Below are 17,324 nucleotides of genomic sequence, written 5' to 3' on the forward strand. Positions count from 1 at the left end.
TTGCTTTCGCGGTACTGGCGCTGCTTTGTCTGCTGCCGGTAATGCGCTATTTACCGGCGGCCAGAGAACAGGGCGCTGAAAATAAGCAGTCCTGGCGGCAGGTACTGCTGTGCCGCACGTTGCAGCGCCTGGCGCTGATAGCGTTTATCTGCGGTATCGCGAGCGCCGCATGGTGGAACTTTGGGCCTGATATTCTGCAAAACCATCTTCACATTGCAAAGGAGACCACCAGCATGCTGTGGCTGGTGAGCGGCGGGGCGGGTATTGCAGGCGTCTTTACCGGCGCGCTGGCCGCCCATATGGGCTGGAACCGGGTTTACTGGCTGGCACTGCTTTGTATGGCCGCGCCGCTGGCGCTGCTGGCATTAAGCCACGGCTATAGCGGCTGGTTTATTCCGGCGGCGGCGCTCTGCGGCGTGGGCTATATCACCCTCTCCGGCGTGCTGCTGGTCTGCGGCGCGTCTGCCACGGCGCAGGCACCGGCTACCGGGGTGGGTATCGTCTTTTTTATGCTGGCAACGGGGCAGGTGGCAGGCTCGGTCGTTTTCGGCCAGCTTTATGGGCTGCTGGGGGCGGCGTTGTCGCTGTGGATTTTTGCCGGCCTGGCGCTGCTTATTATGCTGCTGCCGCCGACAAAAGGCGCTTAGTCCGCCCTGCGGGGTTTACGCGCCCGTGTTTTTTTCACAGGCTGGACGCTTTTCACTTCACTTTCCACCAGGCCATCAGCGAGACGGGTAGTAAGCGTATCACCGGCTTTGACCTGCTTCGTCTGTTTGAGCACGTTCCCGTCGGCAGCGGTGGTGACGCTATAGCCGCGCGCCAGCGTCGACAGCGGGCTGACCGCTTCAAGGTGCGTTACCGCATTGCCAAAGCGCTCCCGCGTTTCGCTCAGCCGCGCGCGCAGGTTTTCCGCCAGCCGGTATTCGAGCTGCTGAATGCGGGTTTGCGCGCGTAAGATGCGCGGCTGCGGGTTTTGCTGATTCAGGCGCTGGGCGAGGCGACTGTTGCGCTGTACGGCCTGCTTAAGCTGGTTATCGAGGGCGAAACGCATCCGCTGGCGCAGTTTTTCCAGCACCGTTTGCTGACGGGCAAGGCGCAGCTGCGGATGCTGCTGTTGCAGCCTGTGGTTCAGTTGGGTAAAGCGCCGGGTGCGGTTAGCGATGAAAAAGTCCATCGCCATCTCAAGGCGCTGCTGTACTGACTGGATTTGCCGCAGCAGCTCCAGCTGATTGCGGCTGACGATTTCTGCCGCTGCCGAAGGGGTTGGCGCACGGAGGTCGGCGACAAAATCGGCGATGGTGACATCGGTTTCATGGCCCACCGCGCTCACCACCGGTATCTGGCTGGCGAAGATAGCGCGGGCTACCCGCTCGTCGTTAAAACTCCATAAATCTTCGAGGGAGCCGCCGCCGCGCCCGACAATCAGCACGTCGCACTCCTGGCGCGCATTCGCCCGCTCGATGGCGCGCACAATCTGCCCCGGCGCATCGTCGCCCTGCACCGCCGTCGGGTAGATGACGACCGGCAACGACGGATCGCGGCGTTTCAACACATGCAGGATATCATGCAGGGCGGCACCGGTTTTCGAGGTGATAACCCCGACGCAGTGGGCAGGGGAGGGCAGCGGTTTTTTAAACTGCTGGTCGAACAGCCCCTGCGCCTGCAACGCCGCTTTAAGCTGCTCGTACTTCTGCTGCAGTAAGCCTTCGCCCGCCGGTTGCATGCTCTCAACAATGATCTGGTAGTCACCGCGCGGGTCATACAGCGTCACCGAGGCGCGCACCAGCACCTGCTGGCCGTGCTGCGGCCGGAAAGTGACGCGCCGGTTGCTGTTGCGGAACATTGCGCCGCGCACCTGGGCGGTGTCATCTTTCAGGGTGAAGTACCAGTGACCGGAAGCCGGCTGGGTAAAATTGGAGATTTCGCCGGTGATCCACACCTGGCCCATTTCACGTTCCAGCAGCGTTCGCACCGTCTGATTCAGACGGCTTACAGTAAAAATTGCGGGGGATTGAGGGGGTAACATGTGAGCGGGATCAAATTTCAAATCAGCAGGTTATTCAATCGATAGTAACCCGTCACGAGGCGATAGCAAGTATTTTTCTCAAAAATATGTGGAAGCAATCGGTTACGCTCTGTATAATGCCACGGCAATATTTAACCACCCAGGTCAGAGATATTGCCCATGCTACGTATCGCTAAAGAAGCCCTGACGTTTGACGACGTCCTCCTCGTTCCCGCTCACTCCACCGTTCTGCCGAATACCGCCGATTTGAGCACTCAGCTCACGAAGACCATTCGTCTGAATATTCCGATGCTCTCCGCAGCAATGGATACCGTTACGGAAGCGCGCCTGGCCATCGCCCTGGCACAGGAAGGCGGCATTGGCTTTATTCATAAAAACATGTCCATTGAACGCCAGGCTGAAGAAGTTCGTCGCGTGAAAAAGCATGAATCTGGCGTAGTGACCGATCCGCAGACCGTCCTGCCGACCACCACCCTGCGCGAAGTGAAAGAGCTGACCGAGCGTAACGGTTTTGCCGGTTACCCGGTGGTTGCCGAAGATAACGAACTGGTGGGCATTATCACCGGCCGCGATGTGCGTTTCGTCACCGATCTTAACCAACCGGTCAGCGTGTATATGACGCCGAAAGAGCGACTGGTCACCGTTCGTGAAGGCGAAGCCCGCGAAGTTGTGCTGGCGAAAATGCACGAAAAACGGGTTGAAAAGGCGCTGGTGGTTGATGATAACTTCCACCTCATCGGCATGATCACCGTAAAAGACTTCCAGAAAGCAGAGCGTAAACCGAACTCCTGTAAAGATGAGAAGGGCCGTCTGCGCGTAGGTGCTGCCGTTGGCGCGGGCGCGGGCAATGAAGAGCGTGTCGATGCGCTGGTGGCGGCTGGCGTTGACGTGCTGCTGATTGACTCCTCTCACGGCCACTCCGAAGGCGTTCTGCAGCGTATCCGCGAAACCCGCGCGAAATATCCTGACCTGCAAATCATCGGCGGCAACGTGGCAACCGGCGCAGGCGCTCGCGCGCTGGCGGAAGCGGGTTGCAGCGCGGTGAAAGTGGGTATCGGCCCCGGCTCTATCTGTACGACCCGTATCGTTACCGGCGTGGGCGTGCCGCAGATTACTGCCGTTTCCGACGCGGTAGAAGCGCTGGAAGGCACCGGGATTCCGGTTATCGCCGATGGCGGCATCCGTTTCTCCGGCGATATTGCTAAAGCGATTGCCGCAGGCGCAAGCGCGGTGATGGTCGGCTCCATGCTGGCAGGCACCGAAGAATCCCCCGGTGAAATTGAACTCTACCAGGGCCGCTCTTACAAATCTTACCGCGGCATGGGCTCGCTGGGCGCGATGTCTAAAGGCTCTTCTGACCGCTATTTCCAGTCAGATAACGCCGCCGACAAACTGGTGCCGGAAGGTATCGAAGGCCGCGTGGCGTATAAAGGCCGCCTGAAAGAGATTATCCACCAGCAGATGGGCGGCCTGCGCTCCTGTATGGGGCTGACCGGCTGTGGTACTATCGACGCTCTGCGCACCAAAGCTGAATTTGTGCGTATCAGCGGTGCAGGTATTCAGGAAAGCCACGTGCACGACGTGACCATTACCAAGGAATCCCCGAACTACCGTATGGGTTCCTGATTTTTACTTCGCCCGGCTCCGCGCCGGGCGATTTTGTTGACTTGCCTCGGAATTAGCGTCAATGACGGACAATATTCATAACCATCGCATTCTTATTCTCGATTTTGGTTCACAGTACACACAGCTTGTTGCCCGCCGCGTCCGCGAACTGGGCGTTTACTGCGAGCTGTGGGCGTGGGATGTTACCGAAGCGCAAATCCGCGACTTCAATCCTAACGGCATTATTCTTTCCGGCGGCCCGGAGAGCACCACCGAAGAGAACAGCCCGCGCGCGCCGCAGTATGTGTTTGACGCTGGCGTACCGGTTCTTGGCGTCTGCTACGGTATGCAAACAATGGCAATGCAGCTTGGCGGCCACGTTGAAGGCTCTAACGAGCGTGAGTTTGGCTATGCGCAGGTAGAAGTACAGACTGAAAGCGCGCTGATTCGCGATATCGAAGACGCCCTGACCGCAGAAGGTAAAGCGCTGCTTGACGTCTGGATGAGCCACGGCGATAAAGTGACCGCCATCCCTGAAGGGTTCGTTACCGTCGCCAGCACCGAGACCTGCCCGTTCGCCATTATGGCTAACGAAGAGAAGCGTTTCTACGGCGTTCAGTTCCATCCGGAAGTGACCCATACCCGCCAGGGCCTGCGTATGCTGGAGCGTTTTGTACGCGACATCTGCCAGTGTGAAGCGCTGTGGACCCCGGCGAAGATTATTGACGACGCCATTGAGCGCATCCGCGCGCAGGTGGGCAACGATAAAGTCATCCTTGGCCTTTCCGGCGGCGTTGACTCCTCCGTTACCGCCATGCTGCTGCACCGCGCCATCGGCAAAAACCTTACCTGTGTCTTTGTCGATAACGGTCTGTTGCGCCTGAATGAAGCCGAGCAGGTTATGGATATGTTCGGCGACCATTTCGGCCTGAACATTGTTCACGTTCCGGCGGAGGAGCGTTTCCTCTCTGCGCTGGCGGGAGAAAATGACCCGGAAGCGAAGCGTAAAATCATCGGCCGCGTGTTTGTTGAAGTGTTCGACGAAGAAGCGCTCAAGCTCGAGGATGTGAAATGGCTGGCGCAGGGTACTATCTACCCTGACGTGATTGAGTCCGCCGCTTCTGCCACCGGCAAAGCCCACGTTATCAAATCTCACCATAACGTCGGCGGCCTGCCGAAAGAGATGAAGATGGGGCTCGTTGAGCCGCTGAAAGAGCTGTTCAAAGACGAAGTGCGCAAAATCGGCCTCGAGCTGGGCCTGCCTTACGACATGCTCTATCGCCACCCGTTCCCGGGGCCAGGCCTCGGCGTGCGCGTGCTGGGCGAAGTGAAAAAAGAGTACTGCGACCTGCTGCGTCGCGCGGACGCTATTTTCATTGAAGAGCTGCGTAAAGCCGATCTCTACAACAAAGTGAGCCAGGCATTTACCGTGTTCCTGCCGGTTCGCTCCGTTGGCGTGATGGGCGACGGTCGTAAATATGACTGGGTTGTCTCCCTGCGTGCGGTAGAGACCATCGACTTTATGACCGCCCACTGGGCGCACCTGCCGTATGATTTCCTCGGCCGGGTGTCTAACCGCATCATCAATGAAGTTAACGGTATTTCCCGCGTGGTGTATGACATCAGCGGCAAGCCGCCAGCGACCATTGAGTGGGAATAATTTCGCGTCTGGCAACAGCCTGCACGTAAAAGCAGTAAAGTACCTCTAAGCCCGCGTAACTGCGGGCTTTTTTGTTTTTATGTCTGGCACTTTCTGGCAGCTGTTAGCAACGGGAAGCACGGTTTTTTCAATGGAATTTTTGATGGTACTCTCTGATTTCGAATTCAGGTTTGAAAAAGTACCATGTGATAAATTTCGGTTGAGTTATGGTATTTGTTTTTATAACTCAATTAAAAACAGAGAGTTAAACAACTTTTCTGAATTTTTTACAACATGGTATTTTTTGATAAAGGAAAACAATAAACCATGTTGACTGACACCAGGCTGCGTCACCTTAAGCCGAAGGAGAAACTCTATAAAGTTAATGACCGTGATGGTCTGTATGTTGCGGTCACTCCGGCTGGAACTATTTCATTTCGTTATAACTATTCAATAAACGGAAGACAGGAGACCGTTACTTTTGGCCGCTATGGTGTTGGAGGGATCACGCTTGCAGAAGCGCGTGAACGGCTCAATGAAGCCAAAAAAATGGTTGCCAGTGGAAGATCGCCTGCGAGGGAAAAAGCCAGAGATAAAGCGCGTATCAAAGATGCGGAGACTTTTGGTGCGTGGGCTGAGAAATGGTTACGTGGTTATCAAATGGCTGAATCGACGCGTGATATGCGGCGTTCGGTATATCAAAGGGAGTTGAAGTCAAAATTTGCCCAGCAGAAACTTAGTGAGATTACACATGAAGACTTACGCGCATTAACCGATAACATTGTCGAGAGAGGGGCACCGGCGACAGCTGTACACGCCAGAGAGATTGTATTGCAAGTCTATCGCTGGGCTATTGAGCGCGGTCAGAAGGTGGAGAATCCAGCTGATCTGGTACGGCCTGCAAGCATAGCGAAATTTGAGCCTCGAGACAGAGTATTGACGCCAATTGAAATTGGTCTGATGTATCGGTATATGGAACGGGTAGGAACGACGCCATCAATCAGAGCAGCGGTTAAACTATTGCTGTTAACGATGGTACGTAAAAGTGAGCTTACTAACGCAACCTGGAACGAGATCAATTTTAGTGAGGCATTATGGACGATACCAAAGGAGAGGATGAAACGACGTAATCCACATTTGGTTTTTCTTTCCAGACAGGCAATGGATATTATGATTGCTCTCAAAACCTTTGCCGGTAGCTCTGATTTTATCCTTCCTTCGCGGTACGATTCCGATGCGCCAATGAGTAGCGCTACTTTAAACCGGGTTTTGACACTGACGTATCGCCTGGCTCAGAAAGAAGGGGAGTTGTTGCCTAAGTTTGGTCCCCATGACTTACGGCGTACAGCCAGCACCTTGCTACATGAGGCCGGGTACAATACTGACTGGATTGAGAAGAGCCTTGCCCATGAACAAAAAGGGGTACGAGCTGTTTATAACAAGGCTGAATATCGTGAGCAGAGGGCTGAGATGCTACAAGATTGGGCGAATATGATTGATGAATGGACTAGTAAGTAGTTAACAATCAGTGAGTTAAGTGGATATGCTTCTTTTATCTACGCTAGGAGAGCAATTTTAGCCGCTAAAATTTACTGAATCTTTACTGGTTTTATCTGGATTGCATAAAAAGGAAAAATAAGAGTGCCTGAGTTGTCTGTAATTATACAATGGATGAATCAATACCCTAAGACCGGCTGGCTATTGCTGTGTGTCTATATTGCACTCGGTGTAGTTCGTCACAGAGTAATTAATGCTGAATCTGGAAGTGTATTTCGTGGACTATTCAATCTTAGAAAGCGCCGGCTAGAGCAAATGCTGACACAGTCATATTTGAATAAAAATGCGGTCCGTCTGGCAAAGCGTGAGCTTCGTCAGCGCAGCCTTCATCGGCTCACAGGCTTGTATAACTATCGGCTGCAGGATTTGGCTGTAATAATGTGTGATCGTTATGGGTTGCGGGCTGGTTATCTCAAGCCGTGGCGTAACTGGCTCGAAGAACGGGATGGACGGATTGTGTTCAACAGGAAATGGCATTGTTATCGCTGGCGTCTTTTTCTGGCAGGTCAGATTGCAAACGCAGTTCTACTGATAGTATTCATAGTCTATATAGTTTCTCATGCTTCGGCCGAAATGATCGCACCGCTTATGATGGCCTTTATGCTTGTATGGTGGTTTCCGTGGCTAATGGCCACCTCGGTACCTACCCCAAGGTGGACTCGCGAAATGGAAGTCTATCTGGAGAAATTTAACGCTGGACAAACTATAGTCTAAACTATCCTTTTTGGTCATACATTTAGAGTAAATTGTCAGAGTTTTGGAAGATTCCATCCTACGAGTAATACTCACAAGGTAATTCACATAATCAATAGGTTAAGTCATAAGTTTCTTGACCCTACATGAGAAAACGAATTTTAGCTGCTAAAATTTTGGGCATGTTTTGACCTAAATGCCACCGACATGATTCTAATAATTAAGCCAGTATCTAATGAGCCAAGATAAGACAACTGTAAACGCCCCTTGGCTTAGACTTGCTTTCAGGAAAGCGAATGCTTTTTATGGTCAGGGACAAGTAAGGGGATGAGCCATTGCATAACCATAAAACCAATTCGTTCTATGTCATTACAGATCGGCTTCAGTGATTTACTGGTGAGGTAGTATCACTGTGATCCGTTTTGCATAACGCTTACAGCTGCGCTACAAACAATAAACTATAATACTGTATTTTCAAAATCATCAATTTGAAGCAGGGTAATCGCGAAAAACCCTTGTAAGTGGCTGGTTATAATTCAATAAAGTGGATGATATTAAGACTTAAACTGCCACCATAATAGTTCGTGGATATACTATTTTAAATATAAAATTCTTTCCTCACCGACGCTAAGGCATTGGACACAGCCTGCTTTGTCATAGTTGTGTAGTGATTTTTTTCTAAAACCTGTGCGGTTTCAAACTGCTTAAAACCTTGGTGTTTTAATATGATTATTTTTTCTTAGTATCAGTGAATTTGGAGTCAACCATTCGTCTGGCGATATTCCTAAGTTTATCTAGATCTGCTGGGGTTAAAGTTTGACCCTGTATCCACTCATGAAAATATGTATCAATCAATATATCCCCTGTGTTTGCGTTAGCTTTATGCGGTTTAGCGCATTGCCGTCTAAGCCTTATTAATTCTTTATTGAACTGTTCGAGAGACCGCTTTCCTTGTCTGTATTTGGGATTCCATAGACCATTGATGAGTTTGGGCCTATGGTCAGAACAATATCGATGACTAAGGACCTGTTTTTCATGAACGGGGAACTCATTATCGTTAGCAACAAATTCTGATATCTCACTGATCAAATTGGAAAATTCGGTTAGATTACCGCAGAACTCGCAATAACCGAGCTTGCGCTGTGAATTTATAGTTACTCCTTTTGCAGGAGAGGATTTCTTCGGCCGCTTGGATGCGCACTCACTGACTAATTCAATAAGAGACTCAATCGTAGCGGTAAAGCATTTATCAAGAGAAGTTTGTTGATCTAAAGTCAGAACGAAATTACGCAAAAGAAGTCTTTGTGCCTGTACTACGACGTTTAAGCCCACTTTTTTAAGTACTTCGCTAAATCCTAGATTTACTCCAGAAATGTAGTCTTTATGACTTGGTGACAGGGAATTTACATAAGCAGCTACTGCTGGATCAATAACTTCCTGTATGAGACGCAGTATTGGATACCTCCGTGAAAATATGGAGTACGGAGAACTACGCTCTTCAAATAATTTAATTGCAGTTGCAACTGTGAGGTCACAGCCTTCCCAGATAGTAATTTTCATGTCAACCATTTTAGCCAATGAATAGGTTTTAGCAAGTGGTAATGCTTGGCATTGTATAGGCCTGATTGGAAACAGGAGGAAGGCAGATGCAAACAAAAGCACATAGCACGCTCATTAACAGAAAAACACTTCTGGAAATGATCCCATTATCAGCCCGCACTATATATAACCTTGAACAGCGAGGCGAGTTTCCTCGCCGTATAGCACTTACTAGCCGAAATGTTGCATGGCAGTTATCCGAAGTAGAGCAGTGGATTGCGGATCGTAAATCAGCAATGTTTAAAGCGGCCAGACCCGGTGTTGTTTTAGGTAGGTAACAGCAATGTCACTGAACATAATGGAAGCATTTGAAGCTAAGCCACAACCAATTGATTACGTCTTGCCTAATTTGGCTATTGGTACTATCGGAGCGATGGTTTCTCCGGGAGGCGTTGGAAAGTCAATGCTGGCATTACAATTGGCTGTGCAGATTACTTGTGGTGTAGATCTTTTAAACTTTGGTGAATATCCGACTGGGTTGGTGGCATATTTACCTGTGGAGGACTCTGAAACCATCGTTCACCATCGTTTATATTCTTTGGGGAAATATCTAACAGCACGTCAGCAGCAGATTGTAGCTGATAAGCTATTGGTCGAACCTTTAGTAGGGAAGTGTCCAGATATTTTCTTGCCGGATTGGAGCAACTTGATCAATGAAGTTTCAAAAGGTAGACGTTTAATAATTTTGGATACTCTTCGCCGTTTCCACCAGGAGGATGAGAATAATAGCGCAGCAATGTCCAAAGTCATTGGAAAGCTAGAAGGTATTGCTGCTGATACTGGATGTTCGATTATATTTCTACACCATTCAAACAAAGGCGCTGCCACGATGGGGGTTGGTGATATACAGCAGGCAAGCAGGGGTAGTAGTGTCCTGGTTGATAATATACGGTGGCAATCTTATCTGGCGGGCATGACCGCCTTAGAAGCGAAGACGTATGGTATTTCTGATGATGTTCGAGGTCAATTTGTTAGATTTGGAATAAATAAAGCAAATTATGGAGAACGTGCTCCAGATCGTTGGTTACAGAGACATGAGGGGGGGAGTATTAAGGATAACGCAACTCAAATCGAAGAATAAAAAACAAATAGCAAAAGAATGTATGTCTTCATTGAGTGGTGCAGAAAATGATAACTGGTAATAAAGTTACACCTACTAGTACAGCTCTGCAGGCTAGAGTCATTCTGTACCAACCAAGTCAACGTCCCTTGGCGCTGAATGGACAGTGGATGGAGACTAGTTTTGGTCGTTGTCGTGTTACCGGAAGACTAGGACAACGTCATGCGGATATTGTCGAAACAATGCTCTATGTGGCCGAGAAACGTCGAGAAATTTCTGATGGAGGAATCGAATTATTAGTAGATCCAGCGAAAGTACGCCGAACTCTATCCGATGCACAATACAGTTATGATCGAATTAAAAAACTACTTGTTGATCTACGAGTGGCAACTGTTGAAATAGTAACACCAGATTTAGAAAAACACGGTTATTCCATTCTAGGCGGTTTAATTGACCATGTCGTGCCTTCACCAATGACTAGGCGTAATCCTCTAACTGGTGGTGAACGTAACCTGTGGAGAGTGCGCTTAGGTGTTGCATTAGTAATGTTGTTGAAGCGAGATTTGCATTTTCATCATGATCCAGGCCCCATTGCTCGTCTTCAGCATGGTATTAGCCAAGCAGTTGCACGTCATATATTAACACATAAGCACGATCCTAAAGGCGGCTGGCATATTGATACATTAATTTCAGCTGTCAGTGGGGAAGGTACTAATAATATGACATTGCGTAACTATCGGAGAAGATTAAAAGAAGATAGCAAAAAATTTCTAGCAATTGGTATTGAGATACAAAACTCTAGGATAAAACGAGCTACAACGGCCCGGTAGTGTGTCGTTACGGCCTGGCGATGTGCTGTAACGGCCCGCTAGTGTGCTACAGAGGCCTGATTTTTTAACTGGTGTGCAGGTTATTCAGGATCAATCAGTATCTTCAGGCTTTGAAATCACCTGCCTGAGCAGGCGCTTTCAAGCCTTGAATCGGCCAAAGGCCGATGGTTGTACGCCAGAAGAAGAGATTACTTACACGCTTGGTATATTGACACTTGAGGTAGATTTTATGACATATGAGGTACGCACCTAGCTTTAGGCATAGGGGGGCAGATTTTAGCCGCTAAAATCTGCAATGCACATGCTCTGACAAGGTAAGTAAAAAAGTGCATGAGAAAATAATAGACTTCTTACAATATATCGAAACATAAATACAGTTGGTGCACGCCCATTTATAACTACTAAAGGTCATTATCAAAATGGAGAAATATATTCTTCTTGCAAAAAAGACAATTGCTGCAGATCTTTACTCGAGTAATCCAATATTAATACGCTAAGAAAACACATCCTGTACACTGAAATACACATTGATGTGCACAGATATACTACGGCAACTGGAGGGCAGGACATGTAAAGTAGGCCCACCATAAACGGTGCTTCTACTTTACCTTCCCTTATTCGCAGCGGGGCTGCTCAACGGGAGTCCTGCTCTGCGAGGCTAATCGGCTACCGCCTATATGGAGACGAGATGACTGACAATCAAACGCGGAAAAATTCCGCACCGATCAAGGTCTACTGCTTACCGGAAGAGAAGATGCAGATTGAAGCAAATGCCGCCGCTGCCGGTCTGAGTGTCGCGGCCTATTGGCGTAAAGTCGGTATGGGTTACGATGTGGAGTCAATGGTTGATATAGAACAGGTTAATGAACTTAGCCGAGTAAATGCTGATCTTGGAAGACTTGGCGGATTACTTAAATTATGGCTCGCAAATGATCCTCGAACAGTTGATTTTTCACCCACACTGATAAGAACCTTGCTTGCGAAAATAGAATCAACTCGGCAAGAACTAAGGAACATTATGGATAAAATCTTGGATAAATAAATGTGTGGTTTCCTATATACCTGCGTCTGTTAACAGACAGTGCGTTAAATATTACTGAACTGATGAAAAAGAGGTGAGCAAATGGATTTAATTTTCCAAGTGGTTTCATTACAAAGAGGGATTTTAGCCGCTAAAAAAGGTTTAATAGTTCCTTTCGTGGCGTCCGTCATGGCATTACCGGTGAAGGCCGGAATTCCCGTTATTGATGGCACTAATGTGATTCAGACCACAATCAGCGCAGTTAACAGCGTTCAGGCTGTGGCTAAACAAATCCAGCAGTACCAGACGCAGCTGCAGCAGTATGAAAACATGCTGCAGAACACCGTAGCACCTGCGGCCTATATCTGGGACCAGGCAAATTCAACAATTAATAAATTGTTGCAGGTGCAGGATACCCTTAATTACTACAAGAATCAGGCCGGGAGTCTCGATGCGTACCTGAACCGATATCAGGATGTTAACTACTACAGGTTATCACCTTGCTTTAACAGTAATGTTGAATGTACCTCGTCTGAAATTAGCGCATTGCGTGAAGCTGAACAGAACAGTTCAGGGGCACGTAAAAAGGCCAATGACGCGCTATTTAAGGTAATTGACGAACAGCAGAACACCCTGCAGAGCGATGCTGATAACCTTGCAGATTTGCAAACTCAGGCAACCGGCTCACAAGGGCAAATGGAAGCTATTCAGGCCGCTACCCAGCTTGCCAGTGCGCAGACAAACCAGTTACTGCAAATCCGCTCGCTTCTGGTAGCTCAACAAAACGCCGCGGCAACACTGGCACAGGCTCAGGCCGATAAAGAAGCCCAACAAATAGCTGCTGATGAGAAAGTATTAGCTGGACAGAACACACCAAGCCCGAAGCGAATTTGGTGAGGAACAACTGAATGAAAAATAAAATTATGATGTTTTTTATTCTAATCATTTCAATGATTATATGTTCTTGCGAAAAAACGATAACGTTTGCTCATCGACGCCAGATAATAAATTTGATGAACATAAATACGATAAATGTGCTCTACGGAGTAATAATAAACCAAGCCCTAAACGAGAATGGTAATCATGAAAATAGTAAGTAAGCTCACCTTTTTAGGTATCATACTTTTCTTTTCTATAAATGCCTATGCTGGTCAATTAGATAGTAGCGGGCTACTTGATACTTTATTAGATAAGTTTCAACAAGTAGCCAGTACATGGACAACAGTAATTGCTGACTATGCAAATTGGCTCTTCTGGGGGCTGGTATTAATAAGTATGGTTTGGACATTTGGTATGATGGCGATGCAAGGGGAAGGGTTGACAGGCGTACTTGCTGAAATAGTTCGCTTTTTTGCCGTCATTGGTTTTTTTATTATCTTTTAATCAACGGCCCATCCATATCGCAATCCATAATTAATTCAATGAGACAACTTGCAGCAAACGCTTTAGGAATAAGTACTGGTATTTCGCCCTCAAGCATAGTTGATATGGCGTTTGCGATATTAACAAAGGTCAGTTCAGCCGCATCAATTTGGTCGCCAATGATATCCACCATTATGATAACAGTCGCGATAATCGTTTTGGTGGTAATGTCCCTTATAGCGATAAATATGCTAATCATGTTGGTTTCTGCATGGGTGTTATGTTATGCAGGAGTTATATTGCTTGGGTTTGGTGGTTCGAAATGGACCTCTGATATATCAATTAATTACTTACGAACTGTTTTATCGATTGGCATTCAATTATTCACGATGACATTAATAATTGGTATTGGACAATCATTTATAGATCAATATTTTTCTCTTATTAAAGATGATGTTCCTGATCTTAATAGTCTTATCGTTTTGCTTCTGGCGTCAATTATCTTATTAGTATTAACGAATAAGCTACCACTGCTGTTATCAGGTATTGTAGGAGGGGCTTCCTTACAAGGGATTAGTGGGTTTGGGGCGGGTATGATTACCGGCGCTGCCGCTACTGCCATCAGCGGTGCTGGAGCAATGGCGATGGGGGCATCAGCTCATGTCAGCGGCGGAGCCTCTGCATTAAAGGCAGCGTTCGAGTCTGCGCAATCTGCCATGGCCGAAGAATCTGGTTCTGGCGGTGGAGGCGGTTCCGGTGGAGGATTTGGCGGCGGGGAAGATACCGGTTCCGTAGATACTTCTGGAGGCCAACCCTCAGGCGGTTCCGGTGGTTCGTCTGCTGGGAGCAGTTCAGGTAGCGCCAGCGGAGGAAGTCAGGGGTTTGCTTCATTCTCACGAGCTGGCCGTATGGCAAGCCATATGGGAAGCATTATGGCTAACGGCGCTGCTGAGTACCAGACAATGAAGCGAAGTGGCAATTCTTCTCGTGTCGAACAGACTATTGGAGGGGAGTTGGCGGCTCAGATACGTAAACAAACAGCTACTCGTCGGGATAACCGTGAACATGATGATTTTGCCGGAGATAGCTTATCCGGCAATAATAAATCTTGAATCAAGCGCGTCAGTTTATGGGGGAGCGCGAGCTGACGCTTTCAGTGAGCGAACTTTACTTCTGCAACTCAAAGGAAAAAATATGTCCAGAACTCCAGATTCACGGTTACGCCATGAGGGCTTTCGCAAAGCAGAGGCTTCCCTGAGACTTGAAGGAATGGACCCCAATGGTACGCCTCTGTACGAGTCCGTTAAGGCACGTATTATTTCAGGCGAGCTGACGTATGAGCAGGGGCGTTCTGAGATTCTTGCATACTACACAAAAGCAGATACCGCCGGGCCTGTAACAGTGGGAGAAATTCTGACAGAGGAATTTTTAAAACCGCTGAACATGTCAAATGATGAACTGGCGGAAGCTATGGGTATCTGCAAGCAGTATATTGACGATATTATCTGCGGTTTGCGTCGTCTTACAAATGACGATGCTCGCATTCTTGCTGCCATATTTGGGACTGATGAGGACTTCTGGAGTAATCTGCAGAAGTTGCAAGATCATAGGGAAAACGACGTAAGTAATTAATCTGCGTTCACCTCATGTTGCATCATGAATACCGCTCCTCAAGGGGCATAAAAGTAAGAATATTTGTTCAAAGTCATTTCTGGAACAAACTTCTCAGCAAGGGCTGGAAAAAATGTAAAAAATGTCCTCAAAATAAACGAAGCGAGTAGCATCAGTTTTCGGATTGCTATCTTGAAGTGTCAAGGAGGGATTAAATGAAAGTAAGTAGTGTAGCGATTCGGAACTTCCGTCGATTGGAAAATGTGCAGATTGACATTGAAGAGAAGGAGTCCATTTTTGTTGGTCCCAACAACAGTGGCAAAACTTCTGCCACTGCGGTTTTTCGTTGCTTTCTGGGGGGACGAGATTTCAAGATCTACGACTTTTCTGTCGCCCGGATAGCAGATTTCGACACATTTGGAGCGACCGGAGATGATACGCTCGTCCCCAAAATTAGTCTGGACCTTTGGTTCACTATCGACCCAGAAAGCATCGGTTTTGGTAGAGTTTTCACATTATTGCCAAATCTTTCGGATTTCACGAGTGTAGGGATTAGGCTGTCGTATGAGGTCTCTGAGGTAAGGAAGTTATACGAGAATTACAACGCTGCCTATCCTCCCAAGGAAGGTGGAACGCGCTCTAAGTCGCTTTCGCAATATCTATCTATCGACGGAAATCTTGGCCGACATTTTACGGTTTGTTACTACTCACTAGACGAGAAGATTCAGGAGGGAGCACCGTCTGAGATCTTGTCGAGTTATCTTGATCCTGACGAAGGCAAGCGTCTTCTTAAGCAGCTCATACGTGTTGAGTTCGTGGACGCGCAGCGCAACATTAACGATGACAACAGCAGTCGCAGTAATAGGCTCTCTTCGGCATTTGCCACCTTCTACCAAAAGAATCTTGAGCAGGTTGACCATGCCGCTGATGCTCACAGCGTAATCGATGCGAATAACAAACAGCTGACTGATCACTATGCAAAGCAGTTTGCCCCACTGATCAATCTCATCAAGCGCCTTGGTGTGCCGTCAATTAATGATCGCGAATTGCAGATTATATCATCGCTTAGCCCCGAGACTGCTCTTCGGGGGAATACCGAATTACTTTATATTGACCCTAGCCGGAAGCATGAACTACCTGAGCTCTATAACGGTCTTGGATTCAAAAATCTAATTTATATGGCCATTCAGGCTCGTCACTTCCATTCTCAATGGGTAATGACCACCGAGAACAGACCTCTGTGCCTGATGATCTTCATTGAAGAACCTGAAGTTCATCTCCATGCTCAGGTACAACAAACTTTTATATCCAACATTTGGCAGGTAATTAATCAGTCCGCTGAGGTGGCTGGAGAACCGAATCTCGTACCGCAACTTGTCATAACCACGCATTCCTCACATATCATGGAGGCTGTGGATTTTGAGAAAGTTCGCTATTTCCAGCGCTGCCATTGTGAGGGTGAAACAGAAGCTGCTGGCATTCGCAATGCGTCAATGGTTCGAAGCCTCCGCGCTTTCCAGCCGAATGTGGAGACAATTGATGGTAAGGTTATTCCACCATCAGAATCGCTAGCCTTCCTTAAACGCTATTTACGTCTTACACACTGCGACCTATTTTTCGCCGATGCTGGCATCCTTGTTGAAGGCGCTGTTGAGAAGTTGTTAATGCCGACCATGATTGAGCGTGCTGCAGAGCGATTACGGACTGTGTATCTCACAGTTTTGGAGGTAGGGGGAGCGTATGCTCACCGTTTCGAGGGTTTGCTTAGTTTCCTTCATATTCCCTATCTAGTTATCACTGACATTGATTCAGTTTCACCTACCGGTTATCCCAAAGCCTGTCGAGCGGATGTTGCTGGAGCAAAAACGTCCAACGCGTCCCTAAAGAAACTTTGTGGGCTGACAACAATTGACCAACTGATCGCATTGACTTGCGCGCAGAAGCAGCACAACGATAAGGATCGTTGCATCGCTTTTCAGACAGATGTTTTGGTCGAGGAAAATGATGCCAGCGAGATGTTGCGTCCGCGCACGTTGGAAGAAGCAATTGTATATGAGAATTTTAGGCTACTTCGAACTGGTGCTTTATCTATTGGCATTCCTGTCCGAGCGTCTCTCAGCGACGCTTACCAGGATGTTTACGAAAGGGTTCGGTCGGATAATTTCAAAAAAACTGATTTTGCCATGGACATCTTGGCTTGCGCTGAGCAATGGATTGTCCCTGTATATATTGCCGAAGGGTTGAAATGGCTTGAGTCGCGCCTGTTACCCCCACTACCAGTTGTGGTGGATACAGAAGCCTCTGTCGCGGCGGGAGAATAG

The 17,324-nt window shown here is 48.2% G+C and carries 14 protein-coding genes and 1 pseudogene; 13 read left to right on the forward strand and 2 right to left on the reverse strand.

What is annotated here, in order from left to right:
• Positions 1 to 647 (forward strand): YbfB/YjiJ family MFS transporter (locus ENTHG_RS00805; protein WP_145973655.1); only part of this gene is annotated, 647 nt, incomplete at its 5' end.
• Here ENTHG_RS00805 and xseA read toward each other — a convergent pair.
• Entirely contained in the window at positions 644 to 2,026 is a 1,383-nt protein-coding gene (xseA, locus tag ENTHG_RS00810; RefSeq protein WP_044172422.1) for an exodeoxyribonuclease VII large subunit, read from the reverse strand. The two genes, ENTHG_RS00805 and xseA, sit on opposite strands and share 4 nt — an antisense overlap.
• Before the next feature lie 159 nt (positions 2,027 to 2,185).
• Between xseA and guaB the strand changes: the two genes are divergently transcribed.
• The 4 genes from guaB to ENTHG_RS00830 all read left to right on the forward strand — a co-directional run bounded on the left by guaB (position 2,186) and on the right by ENTHG_RS00830 (position 7,541).
• Positions 2,186 to 3,652, forward strand: coding sequence for an IMP dehydrogenase (gene guaB / locus ENTHG_RS00815; RefSeq protein WP_044172423.1), 1,467 nt, complete (start codon positions 2,186 to 2,188; stop codon positions 3,650 to 3,652).
• A gap of 61 nt (positions 3,653 to 3,713) precedes the next feature.
• On the forward strand, positions 3,714 to 5,291 hold the full coding sequence (gene guaA, locus ENTHG_RS00820) for a glutamine-hydrolyzing GMP synthase (protein ID WP_044172426.1): 1,578 nt from the start codon (positions 3,714 to 3,716) through the stop codon (positions 5,289 to 5,291).
• A gap of 306 nt (positions 5,292 to 5,597) precedes the next feature.
• Positions 5,598 to 6,788 (forward strand): tyrosine-type recombinase/integrase, encoded by a 1,191-nt coding sequence (locus tag ENTHG_RS00825; RefSeq protein ID WP_044172429.1) that lies wholly within the window; start codon positions 5,598 to 5,600, stop codon positions 6,786 to 6,788.
• 123 nt (positions 6,789 to 6,911) lie between these two features.
• Positions 6,912 to 7,541, forward strand: a complete 630-nt coding sequence (locus tag ENTHG_RS00830; RefSeq protein WP_044172432.1) for a hypothetical protein — start codon at positions 6,912 to 6,914, stop codon at positions 7,539 to 7,541.
• A 708-nt stretch (positions 7,542 to 8,249) separates the two neighbouring features.
• Here the strand turns inward: ENTHG_RS00830 and ENTHG_RS00835 are convergent.
• Complete coding sequence (locus tag ENTHG_RS00835) at positions 8,250 to 9,080, reverse strand: LuxR family transcriptional regulator (RefSeq protein ID WP_237567435.1); 831 nt, start codon at positions 9,078 to 9,080, stop codon at positions 8,250 to 8,252.
• Between the two features lie 86 nt (positions 9,081 to 9,166).
• On the opposite strand from ENTHG_RS00835, the gene ENTHG_RS23885 reads away from it, so the two are divergent.
• From ENTHG_RS23885 to ENTHG_RS00870, 8 genes and pseudogenes are all read left to right on the forward strand, one after another.
• On the forward strand, positions 9,167 to 9,397 hold the full coding sequence (locus ENTHG_RS23885; RefSeq protein WP_023308174.1) for a helix-turn-helix transcriptional regulator: 231 nt from the start codon (positions 9,167 to 9,169) through the stop codon (positions 9,395 to 9,397).
• A 20-nt stretch (positions 9,398 to 9,417) separates the two neighbouring features.
• The gene (locus ENTHG_RS00845; RefSeq protein WP_425325290.1) at positions 9,418 to 10,200 is read left to right on the forward strand and encodes a helicase RepA family protein; all 783 of its coding nucleotides are present in this window, start codon (positions 9,418 to 9,420) and stop codon (positions 10,198 to 10,200) included.
• Between the two features lie 47 nt (positions 10,201 to 10,247).
• The gene (locus tag ENTHG_RS23890) at positions 10,248 to 11,009 is read left to right on the forward strand and encodes an ABC transporter ATPase (RefSeq protein ID WP_071825776.1); all 762 of its coding nucleotides are present in this window, start codon (positions 10,248 to 10,250) and stop codon (positions 11,007 to 11,009) included.
• Between the two features lie 688 nt (positions 11,010 to 11,697).
• Positions 11,698 to 12,051 (forward strand): conjugal transfer transcriptional regulator TraJ, encoded by a 354-nt coding sequence (gene traJ / locus ENTHG_RS00850; protein ID WP_044172438.1) that lies wholly within the window; start codon positions 11,698 to 11,700, stop codon positions 12,049 to 12,051.
• 81 nt (positions 12,052 to 12,132) lie between these two features.
• Positions 12,133 to 12,927, forward strand: coding sequence for a P-type conjugative transfer protein TrbJ (gene trbJ / locus ENTHG_RS00855; RefSeq protein WP_044172440.1), 795 nt, complete (start codon positions 12,133 to 12,135; stop codon positions 12,925 to 12,927).
• A 186-nt stretch (positions 12,928 to 13,113) separates the two neighbouring features.
• Positions 13,114 to 14,504, forward strand: a pseudogene (trbL, locus tag ENTHG_RS00860) (P-type conjugative transfer protein TrbL).
• Positions 14,505 to 14,586: 82 nt separating this feature from the next.
• The gene (locus tag ENTHG_RS00865; RefSeq protein WP_044172442.1) at positions 14,587 to 15,024 is read left to right on the forward strand and encodes a HigA family addiction module antitoxin; all 438 of its coding nucleotides are present in this window, start codon (positions 14,587 to 14,589) and stop codon (positions 15,022 to 15,024) included.
• Positions 15,025 to 15,218: 194 nt separating this feature from the next.
• A complete protein-coding gene (locus ENTHG_RS00870; protein ID WP_044172444.1) occupies positions 15,219 to 17,324 on the forward strand; it encodes an ATP-dependent nuclease in 2,106 nt (701 codons plus the stop codon).

Source organism: Phytobacter massiliensis JC163, assembly GCF_000321045.1.
GTDB classification, from domain to species: domain Bacteria; phylum Pseudomonadota; class Gammaproteobacteria; order Enterobacterales; family Enterobacteriaceae; genus Phytobacter_A; species Phytobacter_A massiliensis.

Bases quoted from the DNA above. Each gene is read 5' to 3' on its own strand.
- ENTHG_RS00865 (WP_044172442.1), top strand. From the start codon at position 14,587: ATGTCCAGAACTCCAGATTCACGGTTACGCCATGAGGGCTTTCGCAAA.
- ENTHG_RS23885 (WP_023308174.1), top strand. From the start codon at position 9,167: ATGCAAACAAAAGCACATAGCACGCTCATTAACAGAAAAACACTTCTG.
- xseA (WP_044172422.1), bottom strand. From the start codon at position 2,026: ATGTTACCCCCTCAATCCCCCGCAATTTTTACTGTAAGCCGTCTGAAT.
- guaA (WP_044172426.1), top strand. From the start codon at position 3,714: ATGACGGACAATATTCATAACCATCGCATTCTTATTCTCGATTTTGGT.
- ENTHG_RS00825 (WP_044172429.1), top strand. From the start codon at position 5,598: ATGTTGACTGACACCAGGCTGCGTCACCTTAAGCCGAAGGAGAAACTC.
- ENTHG_RS23890 (WP_071825776.1), top strand. From the start codon at position 10,248: ATGATAACTGGTAATAAAGTTACACCTACTAGTACAGCTCTGCAGGCT.
- ENTHG_RS00870 (WP_044172444.1), top strand. From the start codon at position 15,219: ATGAAAGTAAGTAGTGTAGCGATTCGGAACTTCCGTCGATTGGAAAAT.
- ENTHG_RS00835 (WP_237567435.1), bottom strand. From the start codon at position 9,080: ATGAAAATTACTATCTGGGAAGGCTGTGACCTCACAGTTGCAACTGCA.
- ENTHG_RS00845 (WP_425325290.1), top strand. From the start codon at position 9,418: ATGGAAGCATTTGAAGCTAAGCCACAACCAATTGATTACGTCTTGCCT.
- traJ (WP_044172438.1), top strand. From the start codon at position 11,698: ATGACTGACAATCAAACGCGGAAAAATTCCGCACCGATCAAGGTCTAC.
- guaB (WP_044172423.1), top strand. From the start codon at position 2,186: ATGCTACGTATCGCTAAAGAAGCCCTGACGTTTGACGACGTCCTCCTC.
- trbJ (WP_044172440.1), top strand. From the start codon at position 12,133: ATGGATTTAATTTTCCAAGTGGTTTCATTACAAAGAGGGATTTTAGCC.